Annotated in this window: 15 protein-coding genes; 7 read left to right on the top strand and 8 right to left on the bottom strand. The window is 70.7% G+C overall.

Annotated features, from left to right (window positions below; genetic code table 11):
- Nucleotides 1–45: 45 nt before the first annotated feature.
- Together INP57_RS15270 and INP57_RS15265 are read right to left on the bottom strand one after the other, a co-directional pair.
- Nucleotides 46–777, bottom strand: coding sequence for an alpha/beta fold hydrolase (locus tag INP57_RS15270; RefSeq protein WP_200070893.1), 732 nt, complete (start codon nt 775–777; stop codon nt 46–48).
- Nucleotide 778: 1 nt separating this feature from the next.
- Complete coding sequence (locus tag INP57_RS15265) at nt 779–1,393, bottom strand: mycothiol-dependent nitroreductase Rv2466c family protein (RefSeq protein ID WP_200070892.1); 615 nt, start codon at nt 1,391–1,393, stop codon at nt 779–781.
- Between the two features lie 337 nt (nt 1,394–1,730).
- On the opposite strand from INP57_RS15265, the gene pepN reads away from it, so the two are divergent.
- On the top strand, nt 1,731–4,310 hold the full coding sequence (gene pepN, locus INP57_RS15260) for an aminopeptidase N (RefSeq protein ID WP_200070891.1): 2,580 nt from the start codon (nt 1,731–1,733) through the stop codon (nt 4,308–4,310).
- A 150-nt stretch (nt 4,311–4,460) separates the two neighbouring features.
- On the opposite strand, the gene INP57_RS15255 is transcribed toward pepN, so the two are convergent.
- Nucleotides 4,461–4,970 (bottom strand): DUF5130 family protein, encoded by a 510-nt coding sequence (locus INP57_RS15255; RefSeq protein ID WP_200070890.1) that lies wholly within the window; start codon nt 4,968–4,970, stop codon nt 4,461–4,463.
- The gene (ctaJ, locus tag INP57_RS15250; RefSeq protein WP_200070889.1) at nt 4,957–5,196 is read right to left on the bottom strand and encodes an aa3-type cytochrome oxidase subunit CtaJ; all 240 of its coding nucleotides are present in this window, start codon (nt 5,194–5,196) and stop codon (nt 4,957–4,959) included. The genes INP57_RS15255 and ctaJ overlap by 14 nt, the downstream gene beginning before the upstream one ends.
- Before the next feature lie 489 nt (nt 5,197–5,685).
- On the opposite strand from ctaJ, the gene INP57_RS15245 reads away from it, so the two are divergent.
- Nucleotides 5,686–6,894 (top strand): hypothetical protein, encoded by a 1,209-nt coding sequence (locus INP57_RS15245; protein WP_233627632.1) that lies wholly within the window; start codon nt 5,686–5,688, stop codon nt 6,892–6,894.
- Between the two features lie 9 nt (nt 6,895–6,903).
- On the opposite strand, the gene INP57_RS15240 is transcribed toward INP57_RS15245, so the two are convergent.
- The gene (locus tag INP57_RS15240) at nt 6,904–7,533 is read right to left on the bottom strand and encodes an HNH endonuclease (protein WP_200070888.1); all 630 of its coding nucleotides are present in this window, start codon (nt 7,531–7,533) and stop codon (nt 6,904–6,906) included.
- Nucleotides 7,534–7,821: 288 nt separating this feature from the next.
- Between INP57_RS15240 and INP57_RS15235 the strand changes: the two genes are divergently transcribed.
- From INP57_RS15235 to INP57_RS15215, 5 genes are all read left to right on the top strand, one after another.
- Nucleotides 7,822–9,906 carry a prolyl oligopeptidase family serine peptidase gene (locus INP57_RS15235; RefSeq protein WP_200070887.1) on the top strand — a complete coding sequence of 695 codons (2,085 nt, stop codon included), beginning with the start codon at nt 7,822–7,824 and terminating at the stop codon, nt 9,904–9,906.
- A 193-nt stretch (nt 9,907–10,099) separates the two neighbouring features.
- Nucleotides 10,100–11,080 carry a mechanosensitive ion channel family protein gene (locus tag INP57_RS15230; RefSeq protein ID WP_200070886.1) on the top strand — a complete coding sequence of 327 codons (981 nt, stop codon included), beginning with the start codon at nt 10,100–10,102 and terminating at the stop codon, nt 11,078–11,080.
- A 22-nt stretch (nt 11,081–11,102) separates the two neighbouring features.
- The gene (locus INP57_RS15225; protein ID WP_200070885.1) at nt 11,103–11,495 is read left to right on the top strand and encodes a globin; all 393 of its coding nucleotides are present in this window, start codon (nt 11,103–11,105) and stop codon (nt 11,493–11,495) included.
- Between the two features lie 19 nt (nt 11,496–11,514).
- The gene (locus INP57_RS15220; protein ID WP_200070884.1) at nt 11,515–12,747 is read left to right on the top strand and encodes an alpha-amylase family glycosyl hydrolase; all 1,233 of its coding nucleotides are present in this window, start codon (nt 11,515–11,517) and stop codon (nt 12,745–12,747) included.
- 131 nt (nt 12,748–12,878) lie between these two features.
- A complete protein-coding gene (locus INP57_RS15215) occupies nt 12,879–14,183 on the top strand; it encodes a heparan-alpha-glucosaminide N-acetyltransferase domain-containing protein (RefSeq protein ID WP_200070883.1) in 1,305 nt (434 codons plus the stop codon).
- A gap of 81 nt (nt 14,184–14,264) precedes the next feature.
- Here the strand turns inward: INP57_RS15215 and INP57_RS15210 are convergent, their stop codons facing one another.
- The 3 genes from INP57_RS15210 to INP57_RS15200 all read right to left on the bottom strand — a co-directional run bounded on the left by INP57_RS15210 (nt 14,265) and on the right by INP57_RS15200 (nt 20,434).
- A complete protein-coding gene (locus INP57_RS15210) occupies nt 14,265–14,906 on the bottom strand; it encodes a DUF8010 domain-containing protein (RefSeq protein ID WP_200070882.1) in 642 nt (213 codons plus the stop codon).
- Nucleotides 14,899–15,342 carry an acyl-CoA thioesterase gene (locus INP57_RS15205; protein ID WP_200070881.1) on the bottom strand — a complete coding sequence of 148 codons (444 nt, stop codon included), beginning with the start codon at nt 15,340–15,342 and terminating at the stop codon, nt 14,899–14,901. The genes INP57_RS15210 and INP57_RS15205 overlap by 8 nt, the downstream gene beginning before the upstream one ends.
- A gap of 151 nt (nt 15,343–15,493) precedes the next feature.
- Nucleotides 15,494–20,434 carry an NAD-glutamate dehydrogenase gene (locus INP57_RS15200; RefSeq protein ID WP_200070880.1) on the bottom strand — a complete coding sequence of 1,647 codons (4,941 nt, stop codon included), beginning with the start codon at nt 20,432–20,434 and terminating at the stop codon, nt 15,494–15,496.
- Nucleotides 20,435–20,493: the final 59 nt, after the last annotated feature.

The raw sequence follows: 20,493 nt of genomic DNA, 5'->3' as shown, positions 1-20,493 counted from the left end.
CGAGACTGGCACAACCGCGAACGCGTGCACAGACCTTGATCGCCATCAGTCGAGGTTCGCCAGGAACCGGCGGACCTGCGCCGCGAACGACTCCGGGCACTCCGCGGCAGGCGTGTGCCCGCACTCCAGCACCACCGGGGCGGGCGCGCCGAGCAGCTCGGCGAGTTCGGTCGCGTGCCGGAGCTCGCGGGCGCGGTCGTAGCGCCCGTGCACGACCAGGGCAGGCAGGTCCAGCTCGCCGAGCAACGGCGCCAGGTCGGTGTCGCGCTGACTGGTCAACGCCTCGATCACGGCGGAGCGGCGCAAGGTCGCCGGGTACGTTTCCAGCGCATCCGCGATGCGCTCCGGCACCGGGAGGTGCACCCCGCGCTGTGCGACGGCGCGCCACAACTCCGGGCCCCAGGCGGCGCGGACGTGCTCGATGATGGCGTCCACGTCGCCGTGCCCGCGCATGTTCGCCCCGGTGTCGCTGAGCACCAAACCGGCCAAGCCACGCACCCGGTGCAGGGCCGCGCGCAATGCGATCACACCACCGGTGGAGTGCCCGACGAGCACCACCGGCGCGTGCTCGACCACCAGCTCGGCGACTCGGGCACCGAGCGTTGCCATGTCGTGCGGTCCGGGCCACGTCAGCCACGGGGCGGTCACGACGTCCGCGCCGGTCCGGTCGGCCAGTCCGTCGAAGATGGCCGGGGCGGACATCGTGCCGGGCAGGCACAGCAGCGTCCCGGTTGCACGCCCGCTCGGCCGCGTGATCAGGACATCCTCGGCGGTCACCTCAGTCAAACTGCGGCGACTCCGTGCGGGTGCGCTTGAGCTCGAAGAAGTACGGGTAGGACGCGAGCTTGTACGCGCCGTCGAACAGCTCGCCCGCCTGTTCACCGCGCGGGATCCGCGTGGTGATCGGGCCGAAGAACGCCACCCCGTCCACGTGCAGGGTGGGCGTGCCCACGTCGTCGCCCACCGGGTCCATGCCCTCGTGGTGGCTGGCGCGGACCGCTTCGTCGTAGTCGGTGCCGTTCGCGGCCTCGGCCAGCGAGCCGGGCAGCCCGACCTCGTCCAAGGACTCCTTGATGACCTGGTCGTAGTCCTTGATCTCCCGTTCGTGGATCCGGGTGCCCATGGCGGTGTAGAGCGGGCCGAGCACCTCGTCGCCGTGCTGCTGGGCGGCGGCGATGGCGACGCGCACCGGCTTCCACGCCTTGGCCATCAAATCCTGGTATTCCTCGGGCAGGTCGCGGCCCTCGTTGAGCACGGCCAGGCTCATCACCCGGAAGTTCAGGTCGATGTCGCGGACCTTGTCCACCTCGAGGATCCAGCGCGACGAGACCCACGCGAACGGGCAGGCCGGGTCGAAGTAGAAGTCGACCTTGGGGCGTTCGGCGACGCTCATGGATTCACCCTCCACTGTGCTCCGTGCCATCACGGGCGCTTGTCGGTAGGCGCGGGCGGATTTCGCGGCCCGCTGCTCCTAGCAACTCCCCGCCGCCCCCCGATCTTCCCGCAGCGCGCCGATCGGGTGGGAATCTCCCGGTTTTCCCGGATTCCGGGCGCATGCCCAGCGAAAGTCCAGCGGTGGAGGCGGTTCGCCGACACGCCGGGGCGAGTCGTCCAGGCGTCCGGCGGCCGGACGGCATTCCGACGTGATTGGATTCCCGGCATCCCCTGTGAACCGGCGCGGCCACGGCGCGCCGGAGACCGACCGACCCTACGAGCGACGAGGTGATCCGTTGGCCCCGCCGAACCTCACCCAGGACCAGGCCCGGCAGCGCGCCGCACTGCTGGACGTCGAGTCCTACGTGATCGAACTGGACCTCTCCGACGGTGCGGGCGGGCCGGACGTGCGGACCTTCGGCTCCACCACCACGGTCCGGTTCCGCAGCGCGCAGGCCGGCGCGGAAACCTGGATCGACCTGATCGCGGGCCGGGTGCGCGGCGCGCGGTTGAACGGCGTCGAGCTGGACGTGTCCGGCTACTCGGAGCAGGAGGGGCTGCGGCTGCCGGAGCTGGCCGCGGACAACGAGCTCGTCGTGCACGCCGACTGCGAGTACACCAACACCGGCGAGGGCCTGCACCGCTTCATCGACCCGGTGGACGGCGCGGTCTACCTCTACAGCCAGTTCGAGACCGCCGACGCGAAGCGGATGTTCACCTGCTTCGACCAGCCGGACCTGAAGGCGACCTACCAGATCACGGTGCACGCGCCCGCGTCTTGGAAGGTCATCTCGAACGCCGCGGCCGAGGTCGCCGATTCCGAGCTGGGCCGCACGCACGTTTTCGCGACCACCCGGCCGATGTCGACCTACCTGGTCGCACTGGTCGCCGGACCGTACGCCGAGTGGCGCGACGAGTTCCCCGGCGAACCCGGCCAGGACCCGATCCCGCTCGGGCTGTACTGCCGCGCCTCGCTGGCCGAGCACCTCGACGCCGAGCGGCTGTTCCGCGAGACCAAGCAGGGTTTCGCCTTCTACCACAAGGCGTTCGGGGTTCCCTACCCGTTCGGCAAGTACGACCAGTGCTTCGTGCCGGAGTTCAACGCCGGGGCGATGGAGAACGCCGGGTGCGTGACCTTCCTGGAGGACTTCGTGTTCCGGTCGAAGGTCACCAGCTACCTCTACGAGCGCCGCGCCGAGACGGTGCTGCACGAGATGGCGCACATGTGGTTCGGCGACCTGGTGACCATGCGCTGGTGGGACGACCTGTGGCTCAACGAGTCCTTCGCGACCTGGGCCAGCGTGCTCTCGCAGGTCGGCGGCACCGAGTACGCGCACGCCTGGACGACCTTCGCCAGCGTGGAGAAGTCCTGGGCCTACCGGCAGGACCAGATGCCGTCCACGCACCCGGTGGCCGCCGACATCCCGGACCTGCAGGCCGTGGAGGTCAACTTCGACGGCATCACCTACGCCAAGGGCGCCTCGGTGCTCAAGCAGCTGGTCGCCTACGTCGGGCTGGACAACTTCCTGGCCGGGCTGCGGGTGTACTTCGAGCGGCACGCCTGGGGCAACGCCACGCTGAGCGACCTGCTGCAGGCGCTGGAGGAAGCCTCCGGCAGGGACCTGTCCTGGTGGAGCGCGGAGTGGCTGGAGACCACCGGGCTGAACATGCTGCGCCCCCGGTTCACCACCGACGACGAGGGCCGGTTCACCGAGTTCACGGTGGTGCAGGGCGGGGCCCGGCCCGGCGCCGGTGAGCTGCGCACGCACCGGCTGGCGATCGGCGTCTACGACGACGACCCGGCCACCGGCAAGCTGGTGCGCACGCACCGCGTGGAACTCGACGTGACCGGCGAGCGCACCGCGGTGCCGGACCTGACCGGGGTGCACCGGGGCAAGCTGGTGCTGGTCAACGACGACGACCTGACCTACTGCACGATGCGGCTGGACCCGGATTCGCTGGCCACCCTGATCGACCGCATCGGCGATCTCGACGAGTCGCTGCCGCGTGCGCTGTGCTGGTCCACGGCATGGGAGATGACCCGCGAGGCCGAGCTGAAGGCCCGCGACTTCGTCAGCCTGGTGCTGGGCCGCTCCGCCGATTCCGGGATCGGCGCGGAAAGCGAGATCGGCGTCGTGCAGCGGGTGCTGCTGCAGGCGCAGACCGCGCTGGCCTCCTACACCGACCCGGAGTGGCAGCGCGAGGGCTGGCGGCGCTACGCCACCCGGCTGCTGGAGCTGGCCCGCGCCGCCGAACCCGGCTCGGACCACCAGCTCGCGTTCGTGAATTCGCTGGCCGGTTCGGTGCTGGACCCGGAGCAGGTCACGGTGCTGCGGGGCTGGCTGGACGACTCCGCGCCGCTGCCGGGGCTGACCGTGGACACCGACCTGCGCTGGAACCTGCTGCAGGCCCTGGTGGCGCACGGCGCGGCCGCGGAGACCGAGATCGACGCGGAACTGGCCAAGGACCAGACCGCGACCGGCAGGCGCCGCGCCGAACGCGCCCGTTCGCTGATCCCCACCGAGGACTCTAAAGAACGCGCGTGGCAGCGGGCGGTGCACGACGACGAGCTGCCGAACGCGGTCAGCGACGCGATCATTGCCGGTTTCCAGCACCCCGGTCAGCGCGAGCTGCTCGCCCCGTACGTGCAGCGCTACTTCGCCGAGATCGACGAGGTGTGGCAGCGCCGCTCCAGTGAGCGCGCGCAGCCCACGGTGATCGGGTTGTTCCCGTCCTGGGCGGTAACGCAGGCCACCGTGGACGCGGCCGATGCCTGGCTCGAAGGGGAGCATCCGGCGGCGCTGCGGCGGCTGGTATCGGAAGGGCGCGCGGGCATCGTGCGGGCGCTGGCCGCGCGGGAGTTCGACCGGTCCTGACCGGTCTCCGGACGCCAGAAGGGCGGGCCTGATCAGGCCCGCCCTTCTCGTGCTCCATTGGTGCTCGTCTACGCCGCGATCCCCTGTCGTCCCCGGCGGCCGACCGGGTACGCAACCGCCACGATCCCGACGGGATTCGCCGGGAAGCGATCAGTGCGCCGCGGAGTGCTGCGTTCCTGCGGCGTCGGACAGCATCCGCAACGCGCTGATGAGTCCTTCGAGCAGTTCGCCTTCCTTGAACGACGCGACCATGCTCATCAGGGCGAGCTGGCAGCTGCGGTCCGGCACCCGGCGCTTGGACTCCTCGCCGGTGACGATCTCCACGCGCCGCTGCTGCGGCGACACCGCGACCAGCACCCCTTCCGCGGCCCGCGCACCGAGGTTGGCGTGCAGCCCGCCCGCGAACTCCCGGGTGTCCTCGCCCAGGTCGCCGAGGTAGATCGCGAACTCCAGCCCGGTGCTGCGGCTGGACAGCGTCAGGGCCTCGTCGATCCGGGCGAGCTGCGCCGGGCTGAACGGCAGCTTCGGCCGCTGCGGTTCGACCCGGCGGGCGATCGACAGTCGTCCGGTGGCGGTCAGCACCTCACCGGTGGCGAGTTCGGATTCCGACGGTTGCCCGTCCGGGTCGTGCCCGGGCGTAGCGATCTCACCAGTTCCCATGTGCGCCTCCCCGATCGGTGCTGGCAGGCCGCGCGGAAGCGGCGCCTTCCGGCGCAGTGCTCGTGCTCGCCGGGTCGGCGACCCAGAAGACCGGGTCGAAGTTCCAGTCCTGGCCGGCGCGGTAGCGGTTGCGGGTCAGCTTCGGCCACAGCGCGATCAGCGTGGCGAGGCCGTACACGGCCGCTGGGATCGCCACCAGGACGAGCAAGGTCTCCACGACAGTCACGAGCCGTACGGTAGCCGATCACTTCGTCCGATGGGACGGGTCCATGCGGGCTTGTCGCGGCGGCCGCGCCGTTGTTCGCCGCTGACCGCTCCTGCCGCGATCGGCACCGCCTCCAGCCGTTATCACTTTATGTATTCAGTGGCCAAAAGTTCAGCTACAGCGAGTGTTCACAACGGGCGTGAGCAGGAGTTGAACTACTGAACGTCACTAGTCAACCGTGTTATGTCTCACGTAAGGTAACTCTTTCAGACTAATGATCGCGGCCGAATGGAGCCCATCCAGAAGGTTGCAGTGGACGGCGAGTTGGCGGCTTGTTCGAGCCCTTGCGCGCTTCTAGTTTTTCACCTGTATGGGCCTTGCATATTTGATCACTTGCCCATAACTCGGCTATTCAAGCGCAGGAGGCACACCATGTCGATCATCAAAACCGCCGCTCAGCGTAATACTCTCACTCTTTCGACAAGCTCGCAGCCGCTTGCCGAACACGGTGTGCACACGGCGTCGGGTGTTCGGATCAGCGGCGACGACCGCGGTGTCCGCATCAGCGCCGAGCGGGGCGTGCGGATCAGCGCGCGGGCCGGTGTCCGCATCAGCGCGATCGAGCGCGGAGTCCGCATCAGCGGCGCCGAGCGGGGCGTGCGCATCAGCAGCCGGGCCGGGGTCCGAATCAGCGCCGCGGCAGGCGTGCGCATCAGCGGTGAGCAGCGCGGTGTCCGAATCAGCGGTCGCAGCGGTGTCCGCATCAGCGCGATCGAGCGCGGGGTGCGCATCAGCAGCGCGGAGCGCGGGGTGCGCATCAGCGGCCAGCACGGCGTCCGGATCAGCGGTGCGCAGCGCGGGGTGCGCACCAGCGGTCAGGCAGGCGTCGGCATCCTGGGGCAGGCGGGCGTGCGCATCAGCGGTCAGGAGCACCGGGCGAGCGTCGTTGACCAGCGAACCGGGGTGCGCATCAGCGGCACCGACGGGAACCGGGTCGACGCGCGCAGTGGCGTCCGCATCAGCGGGCAGCGCGGCGTCCGGATCAGCGGTCGCAGCGGAGTTCGGATCAGCTCCGCGGGCGTGCGCATCAGCGGCCAGAAGCGCAGGCGCCGGATCGAGGCGCTGCACGGCGTGCGGAGCAGCGGCCGCGAAGGCGTGCGGATCAGCGGGCACGGAGTACGGATCAGCGGCCGGAACGGTGTCCTGGATGAGCGCGCAGGCGTGAGCCCGGCCGAGGCGCGCAGCGGCGTGCGCATCAGCAGCGGCGTCCGGATCAGCGGTGCGGCCGGTGTGCGGATCAGCGGCGAGCAGCGCGGTGTCCGGATCAGCGGGCACAGCGGCGTGCGGACCAGCGCGGCCCACGGTGTGCGGATCAGCGCGGCCCACGGTGTGCGGATCAGCGGCGCAGACCGCGGGGTGCGCATCAGCGGGCAAGCCGGCGTGCGGATCAGCGGTGCGCAGCATGGCGTGCGGATCAGCGGCCAGCATGGCGTGCGGATCAGCGCTGCGGCCGGTGTGCGGATCAGCGGCGAGCAACGCGGTGTCCGGATCAGCGGAACCGAGCGCGGAGTGCGCATCAGCGGGCAGTCGGGCTTGCGGGCCGGCGAAGCGCAACGCGGCGTCCGCATCAGCGGCGAAAACCGCGGGGTCCGGATCAGCGGCGCGGACCGCGGGGTCCGGATCAGCGGCGGTGCGGAGCTCGCCGGTGCGGCGGCCTGAGTGCGGCGGCTACGCCGCGGCCTCACCCAAGTACGGCAGCCACTGCGGATCGGTCTCCGTCAGGCCCGCGATCAACCGCCAGTTCCGCCCGCGCGGCGCACGCGGCGCCACCGGCAACGACCAGCCCAGCTCGCTCAGCGTCTTGTCCGCTTTGCGGTGGTTGCACTTGGTGCAGCAGGCGACGCAGTTCTCCCAGGCGTGCGGGCCACCCCGGCTGCGCGGTACCACGTGGTCGATCGTCTCGGCGCGAACTCCGCAGTACACGCAGCGGTGCCCGTCGCGGTGCATCAGCGCGGAGCGGGTGAGCGGCACCCGGCCGCGGTAGGGCACCCGCACGAAGTTGCTCAACCGGATCACGGACGGCACCTGGTGGCTGGCGGTGGCCGAATGCAGCATCAGCCCCGCGGAGTCGCCGTGCACCACCTCGGCCTTGCCGCAGACCAGCAGCACGATGGCCCGGCGCAGCGGAAGCGCGGTCAGCGGCTCGAAGGTCGTGTTCAGCAGCAGCACCCGCCGCTTGCGCCACGACGCGGGAGGATCACCCGACGGTCCGGCAGTCCGGGACGGAACCGAGCACAGCCCGGTCCGGGGCGCCAGCCCGTGGGCTGCGCCCGTCGGAGTCGGTTTTCGGTCGGGCACGCGACCACCTCCACCGTTCGGCAGGACCAGTCGACCACAGACGCTGCCCCGAACGCACGTGTGATTCGCCACGTGCTAGCGGCGCGGTGTCGATGCGGAGATCGCTACGACTGCCGGGGAACACCGGGCCCGCCCGTGGACGCCGGGCACGACCGCCGGTACCCACGCCGATCGTATTGCTTCGGATGTTGATCGTTCAGGGTGAATTCGCCCGACACCGCGGCGAGGCCGCCGCGGCGACGCTTCGCACCCGTATCGTCGGCGGACGTGAGCAAGGTTGCGCCGCCCATGTCGTATCCCCCCGCCGAACGCGCTGACACCGTCGACGAGCTGCACGGAAGGCGGGTCGCCGACCCGTACCGGTGGCTCGAGGACCCCGCGGACCCGCGGACCGAGTCCTGGTCCAAATCGCAGGACGAGCTGGCTCGCGCCTGGCTGGAGGAGCTTCCCGGCCGCGCCGAAACCGGCGAGCGGCTGCGTTCGCTGCTCTCGGCCGGTTCGGTCTCCGCCCCGGTTTGGCGGGCAGGCCGGGCGTTCTTCACCCGCCGCGATCCCGGGCAGGAATTCCCGGTGCTGTACCTGCGGGAAAGCGACGGCTCGGAACGCCCGTTGCTGGACGTGACGACCATCGACCCGAGCGGGCTGACGACGCTGGACAGCTGGTCGCCGAGCTTGGAGGGCGAGCGGCTGGCGTACCAGATCTCGGTCGGCGGCGACGAGGAATCGCTGCTGTACGTGCTGGACGTGACCACCGGTGAGCAGCTCGAAGGCCCCATCGACCGGTGCCGCTACTCGTCGATCTCCTGGCTGCCCGGCGGCGCGGAGTTCTTCTACGTGCGCAGGCTGCCGCCGGAAGCGGTTCCGGACGGCGAGGAGCAGTTTCACCGCAGGGTGTGGCGGCACCTCATCGGCAGGCACCCGGACGACGACGAGCTGATCCACGGCGACGGCCTGGACCACACCTTCTACTACGGCACCGGCGTCTCGCGGGACGGCCGCTGGCTGCTGGTCGGGGGGAGTCCGGGCACCGCCCCGCGCGACTCGGTGTGGATCGCCGATCTGACCACCGGGGGCGAGCTTCGGCAGATCGTGGACATCTCCGCGGACGTCGAGGTCTCGGCCTGGGTGGAGCGGGACGGGCGGCTGTACGTGCTGACGACGCTGGGCGCGGACCGCTGGCGGCTGTGCGTGGCCGACCCGGAAGAGCCGGAGCCGCAGAACTGGACGGAACTGATCCCGGAGGAACCGGACTCGGTGCTGGAGGCGGTGCGCTGGTTCGACGACGGCACCGACGACCCGAAGCTGGTGGTGCTGCGCAACAGGCACGCGGTCTCCGAGCTGACGCTGCACGACCCGGTCACCGGTGAGCGCACCGCGGACGTGCCGCTGCCGGGCACCGGCCAGATCACCGCGCTCACCACGCTCGACGAGGACACCGACGGCGACGCGGACCGGTTGTGGATCGGCTGGACGGACTTCGCGACCCCGCCGTGCGTGCACGTGTACTCGCGGGCCGAGGGCCGCACGCGGATCGCCGAACGCGCTCCGGGCGCGGTGGACCTGCCGGAGGTGCACACCTCGCAGGTCACCTACACCTCCAAGGACGGCACCGCGGTGCGGATGTTCGTGCTCGCGCCCGCCCGCGAACCGGACCACCCGCGCCCGGCGATGCTCACCGGCTACGGCGGCTTCTCGCTGTCGATGGAGCCCGGCTACTCCACCATCGCCCTGTCCTGGGTCGCCGCGGGCGGCGTGTGGGCGGAGCCGTCGCTGCGCGGCGGCGGCGAAGAAGGCCAGCAGTGGCACCGGGCCGGGATGCGGGAGAGCAAGCAGAACGTCTTCGACGACTTCCACGCCGCGGCAGAGCACCTGATCGAGACCGGCTGGACCACGCCGGGTCAACTGGCGATCACCGGCGGCTCCAACGGCGGTCTGCTGGTGGGCGCCGCGCTGACCCAGCGCCCGGAGCTGTACCGCGCGGTGGTGTGCTCCGCGCCGCTGCTGGACATGGTGCGCTACGAGAAGTTCCTGCTGGGCCGCACCTGGAACGACGAGTACGGCACGGCCGAGGATCCGGAAGAGCTGGACTGGCTGCTGTCCTACTCGCCGTACCACGCGGTCACCGAAGGCACCGCTTACCCGGCCGTGCTGCTGACCGTCTACGAATCGGACACCCGGGTGGATCCGAACCACGCGCGCAAGATGTGCGCGGCGCTGCAGCACGCGACGAGTTCGGATCCGGCGCAGCGGCCGGTTTTGCTGCGCAGGGAGACCGAGGTGGGACATTCCGCGCGATCGGTGTCGCGTACCGTGGGGCTCGCGACCGACCAGATCGCCTTCCTAGCGGAGGCCACCGGGCTCCCCCTCGCCTGAGCGGTCGCTTCCCGGAACAACGTCGCAGAAGGCACGGGCGACACCGCGCGGCGGCGAACAGCGACGGGTTTGTGGACGGCGGGGCGTCCGCAAACCCCGAAACGCTTCCGCCGGCACTCGCGCAGGTGTTCCGCCCGGTCTTCGGCGAGCCATAAGGTCGATCGAAGCCCCCGAGCATGGAGACCCCCGACCCATGACACCCCCGCTGTTGACCCAACCCAGCTGCGTCCAGGACGACGGCAGCTGGTGTCAGACGGTGTTCGACCTGACGAACAACCAGTGGCTGGCGATGTACTCGGACCTGCTGATCGCCAAGCCGCTGAGCATCCTGCTGATCGTGCTCGTCGCGCTCGTGCTGCGCTACTTCGTGCACCGGACGATCTCCCGGTTGACCCGCGGCAACGGCGGCAAGACACCGAAGCTGCTGCAGCCGCTCAAGGAACGCCGCAGCGAATCCGCCGGTGCGGCGCTGCTTTCCGAGCGGCGGGCGCAGCGCGCCCGCACGATCGGCTCGGTGCTGAAGTCGCTGACCTCGTTCCTGATCTTCGGCCTCGCGCTGGTCTACATCCTGAAGTCGCTGGGCATCGAGCTCGGACCGATCCTGGCCTCGGCCGGGGTGGTCGGTGTCGCGGTCGCGTTCGGCGCGCAGAACCTGGTGCGGGACTTCCTGTCCGGGATGTTCATGATGGTCGAGGACCAGTACGGCGTCGGTGACGTCGTCGACCTCGGCGAGGCCCTCGGCACGGTCGAGGCCGTGGGCCTGCGGGTCACCACGCTGCGCGACCTCAACGGCACGGTCTGGTACGTGCGCAACGGCGAGATCCTGCGCGTCGGCAACTCCAGCCAGGGCTTCGCGGTGGCTGTGGTGGACTTCCCGGTCTCGCACTCCAGCGACGTGGAGAAGGCGATCGAGGTCGCCACGAACGTCGCGACCGAGGCGGCCGCGCGCGAACCGCTGTCCACGAACGTGCTCGAGCCGCCGGAGATGCTCGGCGTGGACCAGATCACCTCGGACACGATCACGCTGCGGCTGACGGTCAAGGTCCGGCCGAGCACCCAGTGGTCGGTGCAGCGCAGGCTGCGCGCCGAGATCAAGCGCGCTTACGACGACGAGGACATCCACCCGCCCTACCCGAACGGCCGACCGCAGTACGACTCAACGGCCCAGGTATGACATCGACCAGGTGGAGGGGAGGATGGGAGTCGTGAGCGCACCGGAGACCTTCTACGAGCAAGTCGGCGGCGAACCCACCTTCCGCTTCATCGTGCGGCGGTTCTACGAGGAAGTGGCCAAGGACGAACTGCTCCGCCCGATCTACCCGGAGGAGGACCTCGGTCCGGCCGAGGAGCGGCTGCGGCTGTTCCTGATCCAGTACTGGGGTGGCCCGACCACCTACTCCGAGCAGCGCGGGCACCCGAGGCTGCGGATGCGGCACGCCCCGTTCAAGGTCGGACCGACCGAGCGCGACGCCTGGTTGCGCTGCATGCGCATCGCGGTGGACGAAGCCGGCCTGGCGCAGGAGCACCGCGAGCGGCTGTGGCAATACCTGGAAATGGCAGCGCACAGCATGATGAACTCCTGGTTCTGAATGAGAGCTTGTCCCGGAGATGAATGCGTTCGCACCGCTGCAGGGGGTCTTGACCCCGTGGTGGCACGATGCGGTCTTCTACCGGGTCGATCTGCGTTCGTTCGCCGATTCCAGCGAGGACGGCGTCGGTGATCTCGACGGTGCGCGCGGGCGGCTCGGGTACCTGGAGCTGCTCGGCGTGGACGCGCTGTGGCTGACCGCGCTGCTGGCGGCGCCGCTCACCGATGAGCGCGGGCGCAGCGTGGACCCGGTGCTGGGCGACGTGCGGTCGTTCGAGCTGCTCGTCGAGGAGGCGCACGACGCCGGGCTGCGAGTGGCCGTGGACGTGGCGGTGCAGCGCTCACTGGCCGGTGCGCTGAGCGGACGTCCGGAGTTCGCGGACGCGGTGCGGTTCTGGCTGGACCGGGGCATCGACGGCCTGCGCATCAGCGCGGTCCCCGGTAACGCCGAACCCGCAGGCGAAGCGGTGCGGGAGGCGCTGCGGGCACTGCGGCCGGTGTTGTCGGACTACCCCGACCGCGGGGTTGGGGTGCTGATCGACGAAACCTGGTTCGACCGCTACGACGAACCGCCGGACTGGGACATCGGCATCGACCTGCGCCTCGGGCGCACCGCGTTCAACGCGGGCGCGCTGCAGGAGATGATCACGCGGATGCTCGCGTCGGCGGCGGGCCTCGGGGTCCGGCCGGTGTGGGTGGCCACCAGCGACGACCGGACGCACCCGGTGGCCCGGTTCGGCGGCGGTGCCACCGCGCAAGCTCAAGCGCGCGCGTTGGCGTTGGTCACGTTGGCGCTGCCGGGGGTCGTCGGGTTGGACAACGGTGAGGAACTCGTGCTGCCACCCGGCGCCTCCGGCCGGCTTTCGGGCGCGCCGGTGCGCAGCCCGATGCCGTGGGAAGGCTCCGAGCCGCCGTTCGGTTTCTCCGCCGCGCCCGCCGGCTGGTGGCCGATGGACGAGAAGTGGGTGGAGTACACCGTCGAGGCCCAGCTGGAGAACCCGGCATCGGCGCTGTCGCTGTACCGGCGGGCTTTGGAACTGCGCAAGGAGCACTCGGCGCTGCGGGGAGATCGCGTGGACTGGTTCGGCGCGCCGTCGGGCTGCTTCGCGTTCCGCAGGCAGCCGGGCAACCTGACCTGCGCGTTGAACGCCTCACCGGACCCGGTGGCGTTGCCTCCGGGAGAGGTGTTGCTCTCCAGCGGAGAACTGGACGGCGACCGGTTGCCGGGCAACACCGCGGTCTGGCTCGTTTGATCGCGACACGCCGCCGGCCAGGCCGGATGTGATCGCGGCCTCCACGTTGCTGACCATGGGCCGGGGCGGAAGTACCCGCCCGGTAAGTTGTCGTACGCCCGAGTTCCGCCTCCCGTCTCCAGCAGGACGTCATGACCGCAGCGAGCCCGGCACCGCACAACGATGCCAAGCCGAGCGTTCAGCGCCCCCGAACCGGCCGCGCCCCGCGGCTGCTGGGCGTGGATCTCGCCCGGTTCGTCGCCGTCTTCGGCATGTTCGTGATCCACTTCGGTGCGCCGTTCAGCGGTGGCGCCGTGGAGCTCGCGCTGGCTGGCGCGTGCAGCGGCCGCGCGACGGCGTTGTTCACGTTCCTCGCCGGGGTGTCGCTGGCGATGCTGACGGGTCGCCGCACCCCGTTGACCGGGCAGAAGTTGCGGGACGCGCGGAAGCGCATCGCGGTGCGCGCGGTGCTGCTGGTGCTGATCGGGCTGCTGCTGGCCACCTGCACCGACGCGACCGGGTTCCTGCTCACCGTGATCATCCCCTTCTACGGGGCGTACTTCCTGCTCGCGCTGCCGTTCGTCGGCATGCGGGCGCGCGGGCTGGCGATCTCGGCGGTGCTGATGGTCGCGCTCGGACCGCAGGTTTCGTACCTGCTGCGGGCCGCGGTCACCGAGGGCAGCCCGGTGGCGATGATGGTCGAAGCGGTGAACTCGATCGATCCCGGCCACCTGATCGGTGATCTCGGGGTGCTGGACCTGCTGCTGCTGGACTTCTACCCGGCGACGTCCTACCTGGCGCTGGTGCTGGCCGGGCTGGCGGTCGGCAGGCTGGACCTGCGCTCCGGCGCGGTGCGGCTGCGGCTGGCGCTGGGCGGTGCGGGCCTGGCGGCGCTGACCTACACCGTTTCGGCGCTGCTGGCCGGACGCCTGCCGGACGTGCTGATGGAGGGCACCGTCCCGGTCGGGCATCCCGAATTCCTGCTGGCCGCCCGCGCGCACAGCGGCTCGTCGTTCGAGCTGCTGGGTTCGCTGGGCGTCGCGGTCGCCGTGCTGGCGGGCTGCCTGGAACTCGCCGACCGCGCGGGCCGCGCGGTGTCCCCGCTGGTCAAGGCGGGCTCCATGGCGTTGACGCTGTACGCGCTGCACGCGCTGGTGATGGCCTGGCAGGTCGTCGTCGGCGGCTGGCCGCTGAGCGGGGTGCCGGAGACGCTGGCGAATCTCGCGAGCATGGGCCAGGACGTGTCCGGCATCCCGGACTTCCCCGCGTTCCCCCCGGACGGGCACCGGCCGGTGGGCTTCGTGGCGTTCCTGAACATGTACATGCCGGAACTGTTCCTGCTGTTCTCCATCGGGTTCGCGGTGCTGTGGAAGCAGTTCTTCCGGCGCGGCCCGCTGGAGGGCGCGGTGAGCTCGGCGGTCGACGCGTTCATGGCCCGCACCACCCGCTCGGCCTGACGCGGCCCGTTCTGACAGGGGCGCGGCCGCTGCGGTTCCGCTACCCGGACACCTGCCGAGAGCAAGATCAAAAACAGCTTCTCACATCAGCAGCGGCAGCAAGGCGTGCCTGCGGCGGACCACGGCGCCGAAGCGGCAGTCCAGGCGCAGCCAGGAATCGGTGGCGCTGACCCGCACGATCTCCGACTCCGGCGGCGCGGACGGCAGGAAACCCATCCCGGAGACCACGAACAGGCAGCGCAACGGCACCTTCACGTCCAAGCCGCCGCCGCTGACGGTGAACACCTCCTGGTCCATCAGCGAAGCGGGCGGCGTGCCCTTCGGGCCCACGTTCTCCTTCGCCACCCCGACGCCCTGGTCGGCGACCTCGCCGACCAGTTTCGCGGGCAGGTCGTCGACCTTGCGCCAGCCCTCGGCCGGCGGCAGCTCGGACCGCCACAGCAGGTCCCGCGGCGGGCCGGGATCCATCTTCGGGCCACCGGCGACCGTCAACGCGGCCAGCAGCTCGTTGCCGGAAACGCTCAGATCGGCCGGATCGGCCTCGCCCTCGACCGAGCGCGTGCACAACGCGTCGAACGGGGTCGCCGACCACACGTCGATGCGGCCGGTCCCGCCGCGGTTGCGCAGCCGGATCACCGCCTGCGAGTCCAGCCGCACGGACCGGGCCACGAAGGCGCCGAGGTCGTCGCGCTCCACCTGGTCCGGCATCCGCAGTTCAGGCACGGTGCAGTCCCGCTTCCTCCGCGGCCGGGGTGAGCTGCCACTCGGTGAGGAACGCCGTCTCGTCGGCGGTGAGCCTGCGCGGGCGGCCCGCCTTGAGGTCGTACGGCACCAGCACCGTCTCCGCGGTGGCCACCGCCTCCGAGCCGCGCGCGAACGCGGAGTAGTCCAGCACGAACGACGCGGCCTTCAGCTCCCGCACCGAGATGCGCACCTGCAACGTGCCCGCCGAGTAGGACACCGGGGTGTGGTAATCCACGACCACCCGCGCCACGACCATGCCCTCGGCCATGCCGAGCATGCCCTGCCTGCCCGCCTCGCCGAACAGCAGCTCGGCGCGGGCCTCTTCCAGCAAGGTCACCGTCCTGGCGTGGTTGAGGTGCCCGAACGCATCCATGTCGGACCAGCGCAGGGGGACTTCGGAGACGAATGCGCCCACTACTCGGCGTCCTTCCCTTGTCGGCGAATGGGGGCTGCCCCAGATCGTAGTCGGCCGTGTGCGGCGCCCTCGCCGGTCAGCCCCACCCCGTGCGCCCGTCGCCGACACCCGGCCCGGCAACACCCCACCAAGGGCGTCCGGGCCGGGCTGCTCAGCGGACCATGCTGCGCAGCTGTCGAGTCGCTACCGACAGCGTTGCCAGGTCCAAGCCGCCGGAACGCTTGATCTCCTCCAGCGAGGTCCGCGCCCGGCCGATGCGCGAGGCGTTGGTGGCCTCCCACTGCGCGATCTTGTCCGCGGCCGGTTCCTCGGGGTCGCTGGTGCGCAGCACGTCGATCGTCAGCGCCCGCAGCGAGGCGTAGAGGTCGTCGCGCAGCGCCAGCCGGGCCAGCGAGTGCCAGCGGTTGCCGCGTTCGAGCTCGTTGACCGCCAGCAGCAGCCGCTCGATGTCCAGGTGCTCGGAGAGCTGGTAGTACAGCTCGGCGCTTTCCCGCGGACTGCGTTCCGCGCTGATCCCGGCGTCCCGCTCGGCCAGCTCGGCCACCTCGGTGATGTCCAGCAGCGCGTAGGTGTCCAGCAGCACGCCGATGCGTTCGGCCAGGTCGGCCGGAACGCCCTCGTCGATGAGCCGCCGCGTCTTCTCGTCCGCGCCGGTCGCCGCACGCCCGCACAGCAGGCCGCGCACGCTGCCGGACAGGTCGGCGACCACCGGCCGGAACCGGCTGATCTCGGCGCCGATCGCCAGCGGTTGCGGACGGTTCTGCAGCAGCCAGCGCGACGTGCGGTCCAGCAGCCTGCGGACCTCCAGCACCATGTCGTCGGCGACCCGGGTGGGCACCACGTTGTCCAGCGCTTCGATCCGCCGCCACAGCTGCGGCAGGTCGTAGACGTCGGTGGCCACGGCGAACGCGCGCACCGCGTCGGTGGAGCTGGCCGCGATCTCCTCGTTGAGCCGGAACGCGTACGACACGCCACCGCCGTCGACGACCTCGTTGACCAGCAGCGTCGAGGTGATCTCGCGGCGCAGCGGGTGCGCGGGCACCGCGTCGCCGTAGCGCTCGCGCAGCGGCTGCGGGAAGTAGTCCGGCAGCCTGCTGCTGAACGCGTCCGCGTCCGGCAGGTCGCTGGCCAGCACCTGGTCCTTAAGCGAGAGCTTGACGTGCGCGAGCAACGTGGCCAGCTCGGGCGAGCTGAGCCCGGCACCGCCGCGTTCCCGCTCCCGGCACTCCTTCTTGGTCGGCAGCGCCTCCAGCTCGCGGTCCAGCTTGCCGCTCTCCTCCAGCGCGCTGATCTGCCGCGCGTGCACCGACATCATCTGCGCGGCGTGCTGGCGGGAAACGCCCAGCACCGCGTTCTGCCGGTAGTTGTCGGCCAGCACCAGATCGGAGACCTCGTCGGTCATCTCGGCCAGCAGCTCGTTGCGCTGCGCACCGTCCAGGCGCCCTTCCGCGACCAGGTGGTCCAGCAGCACCTTGATGTTGACCTCGTGGTCGGAGCAGTCCACCCCGGCGGAGTTGTCCAGCGCATCGGTGTTGACCATGCCGCCCGCGCGGGCGAACTCGATGCGGCCGAGCTGGGTGAGCCCGAGGTTGCCGCCCTCCCCCACGACCCGGACGCGCAGCTGGTCGCCGTCCACCCGGACCGCGTCGTTGGCCTTGTCGCCGACGTCGGCGTGGGTCTCGGCGCCGGACTTGACGTAGGTGCCGATGCCGCCGTTCCACAGCAGATCGGCCGGTGCCTGCAGGATCCGCTTGATCAGCTCGGCGGGCGGCAGCTCGCGCACCGCGTCGTCGATGCCGAGCGCGGTGCGCACCCGGTCGTTCAGCGGGATCGACTTCAGCGAGCGCGACCAGACCCCGCCGCCTTCGCTGATCTTGCCGCGGTCGTAGTCGTCCCAGCTGGAGCGCGGCAGCTCGAACAACCGCCGCCGCTCGGCGAACGAACTCGCCGGGTCCGGATCCGGGTCGATGAACACGTGCATGTGGTTGAACGCCGCGACGAGCTTGAGGTGCTCGGACAGCAGCATCCCGTTGCCGAACACGTCACCGGCCATGTCGCCGATGCCCACGACGCTGAACTCGTCCCGCTGGGTGTCCACGTCGAGTTCGCGGAAGTGCCGCTTGACGCTCTCCCACGCGCCCTTCGCGGTGATGCCCATCGCCTTGTGGTCGTAGCCGACCGAGCCGCCGGAGGCGAACGCGTCGCCCAGCCAGAAGCCGTAGGAACCGGCGACCTCGTTGGCGATGTCGGAGAACGTCGCCGTCCCCTTGTCCGCGGCCACCACCAGGTAGGTGTCATCGCCGTCGTGGCGCACCACGTCCTGCGGCGGGTCGACCTCGCCGCCGACGAGGTTGTCGGTCAGGTCCAGCAGGCCGGAGATGAACATGCGGTAGCAGGCGATGCCTTCGTTGCGGCCCGCCTCCCGGTCCGCGCCCGGATCGCCGGTGGGCAGCGGTGGCCGCTTGACCACGAACCCGCCCTTCGCGCCGACCGGCACGATCACGGCGTTCTTCACCGCCTGCGCCTTGACCAGGCCCAGCACCTCGGTGCGGAAGTCCTCCTGGCGGTCCGACCAGCGCAGCCCGCCGCGCGCGACGGAGCCGAACCGCAGGTGCACGCCCTCCACCCGCGGCGAGTACACGAAGATCTCGTACTGCGGGCGCGGCTCCGGCAGGCCAGGGATCTCCTTCGGCTCCAGCTTCATCGCCAGGTAAGGCCGGGTGCCTTCGCCCGCGAAGTAGTTGGTGCGCAGCGTCGCGCGGACCAGGCTGAGGTAGCTGCGCAGGATCTTGTCGGCGTTGAGGCTGGTGACGTCGTCGATCAGGGAGGTCACCGCGCCCGCCAGCTCCTCCTGGCGGCTCGCCCGCTCGTCGGCGGCCAGCTTCGGATCGAAGCGCACCTCGAACAGCTCGGTCAGCGCCACCGTGATCTCGCGGTGGGTGAGGATGACGTCGGCGATGAACTCCTGGCCGTAGGCCACACCGGTCTGGCGCAGGTACTTGCCGTAGGCGCGCAGCACCGCAGCCTGCCGCCAGCTCAGCCCCGCGCGCAGCACCAGCGAGTTGAACCGGTCCACCTCGGCGTCGCCCAGCCACGCCGCCCGGAACGCGTCCTCGAAGCGTTCCCGCAGCGTGTCGAGGCGTTCCGCGCCGCCGCTTTCCAGCAGGCCCGGCTCGACGCGCAGGCCGAAGTCGTAGATCCAGTAGCGGTGGCCGGTTTCCGGCACGACCTCGTACGGGCGCTCGTCGACCACCTCGACGCCCATGCTCTGCAGCACCGGCAGCACCCGCGACAACGTCACCCGCTCACCGGCGACGTAGATCTTGAACCGGCGCTCGCCCGGGGTGGCATCGCGCGGCGTGTAGAAGGACATGCGCAGGTCGCGCTCGTCGGACAGCGACTCCAGGCGGCGCAGGTCCAGCAGGCCCTCGCCCGCGCCGAAGTCCTCCTTGTACGCCTCCGGGAACGACGCGGCGTAGCGCTGCGCGGCCTCGCTGGCGGCCTCCGAACGGCGCACCCGGCGCGGTCGTCCCGCGACCTCCGGGGTCACGTCGAGCTCCTCCACCATCTGGTCTTCCCAGGTGTGGATCGCGTCGGAGAGCCGCTCCTGGATCCGTGCCAGGTCCGGCTCGGCCTGCGGGCCGGACCTGGTGTGCACCACGAAGTGCACCCGCGCCAGCGTCGACTCACCGACCCGCGTGCTGTATTCGAGGCTTTCGCCGCCGAGTTCGTCGAGCAGCACCTCCTGCATCGCCAGCCTGGAGCGCGTCGTGTAGCGGTCCCGCGGCAGGTAGACCAGGCAGGAGAAGAACCGGCCGTAGGGATCGCGGCGCACGAAGGGCTTGAGCTTGCGGCGCTCGGCCAGCGCCAGCACGCCGATCACCGTGTCGCGCAGCGTTTCCAGGTCCGTGGAGAACAGCTCCGTGCGCGGGTAGTTCTGGATCTCCTCCAGCATCCGCTGGCCGGAGTAGGACTCCATCGGGAATCCCGCGCTGTGGATCGCTTTGCGCACCCGCCGCTCGATGAACGGGATGTCGAGCACGTTCTCGTGCAGCGCCGTGGTGGTGAACAGGCCGAGGAAGCGGTGCTCCCCGGTGACTTCGCCGTCGGCGCCGAAAGTCTTCACACCGACGTAGAACGGGTGCACCGAACGGTGCACTGTGGACGGTGCGCTGGCCTGGGTGAGCACCAGCAGCTCGCCCGCGCGGGCGCCCGCCAGCACGTCCGGGCCGCTGGTCAGGTCGCGGGCGGCGACGTCGTCGCTGCGCAGCACCCCGAGGCCGGAGGCGAGCACCGGCTGCAGGTGCTGCGCGCCGTCCTGCTCGACGAGTTCGTTGTGCCGGTACCCGAGGAAGGTGAAGTGCCCCTCCGAGAGCCAGCGCAGCAGCTCCGCGCCGTCGTGCACCTGCTCGGCGGGCAACGGCGGCGGTTGCTCGTTCAGCGCGTCGGCCAGCGAACGGGCCTTCTGCAGCATCCGCTCGGTGTCCTCGACGACCTCCCGGACATCGCTGAGCACCGTGAGCAGGCCCTGCTCCAGCTCGCCCAACCGGCTCGGATCGGTGATCCGGTCCACTTCGACGAACATCCACGACTCGGCCAGCGCGTCCTGCGGCGGCGCGCCCGGATCGGCTTGCGGGCGCACGTCCAGCAGCGCGCCGGCGGCGTCGCGGTGCACCACGATGATCGGATGGATGATCCGCTGCGTTTGCGCACCGTTGCGGGTCAGCTCGGCGATCACGCTGTCCACCAGGTACGGCATGTCGTCGGTGACCAGCTGCAGCACGGTGGCCGGGTTCGCCCAGCCGTCCTCGTCGGTGCTGGGGTTGGTCACCTTCACCAGCGGGCGGCCCGCGGGACGCTCCGCGGCCAAGGCGTAGTGCGAGCGCAGCGCGGCGATCAGCTCGTCCGGCTCGACGCCGACGAGCTCCTCGGCGGGCACGTGCCGGTAGTAGGTTCTGAGCAGCTCACCGAGATCGGCCGCGGTTTCCGCGGCGCGGTCGAGCAACCACGCCTTGGCGGCTTCCGGGTTCTCCGGCGCGCCCGGGTAGCCCGGGGCGGGACCTGTGGTCGAGGAACGGGATTTCGAGGTCATCTTCAGGCTGCTCCACGCTTGACGGCACCGCGTTGTGCCAGGACGTTTCCACCCTAAGC

The organism is Saccharopolyspora galaxeae, from assembly GCF_016526145.1.
Classification (GTDB): Bacteria; Actinomycetota; Actinomycetes; order Mycobacteriales; family Pseudonocardiaceae; genus Saccharopolyspora_C; species Saccharopolyspora_C galaxeae.
This window is presented reverse-complemented; position numbering and strand designations above follow the sequence as displayed.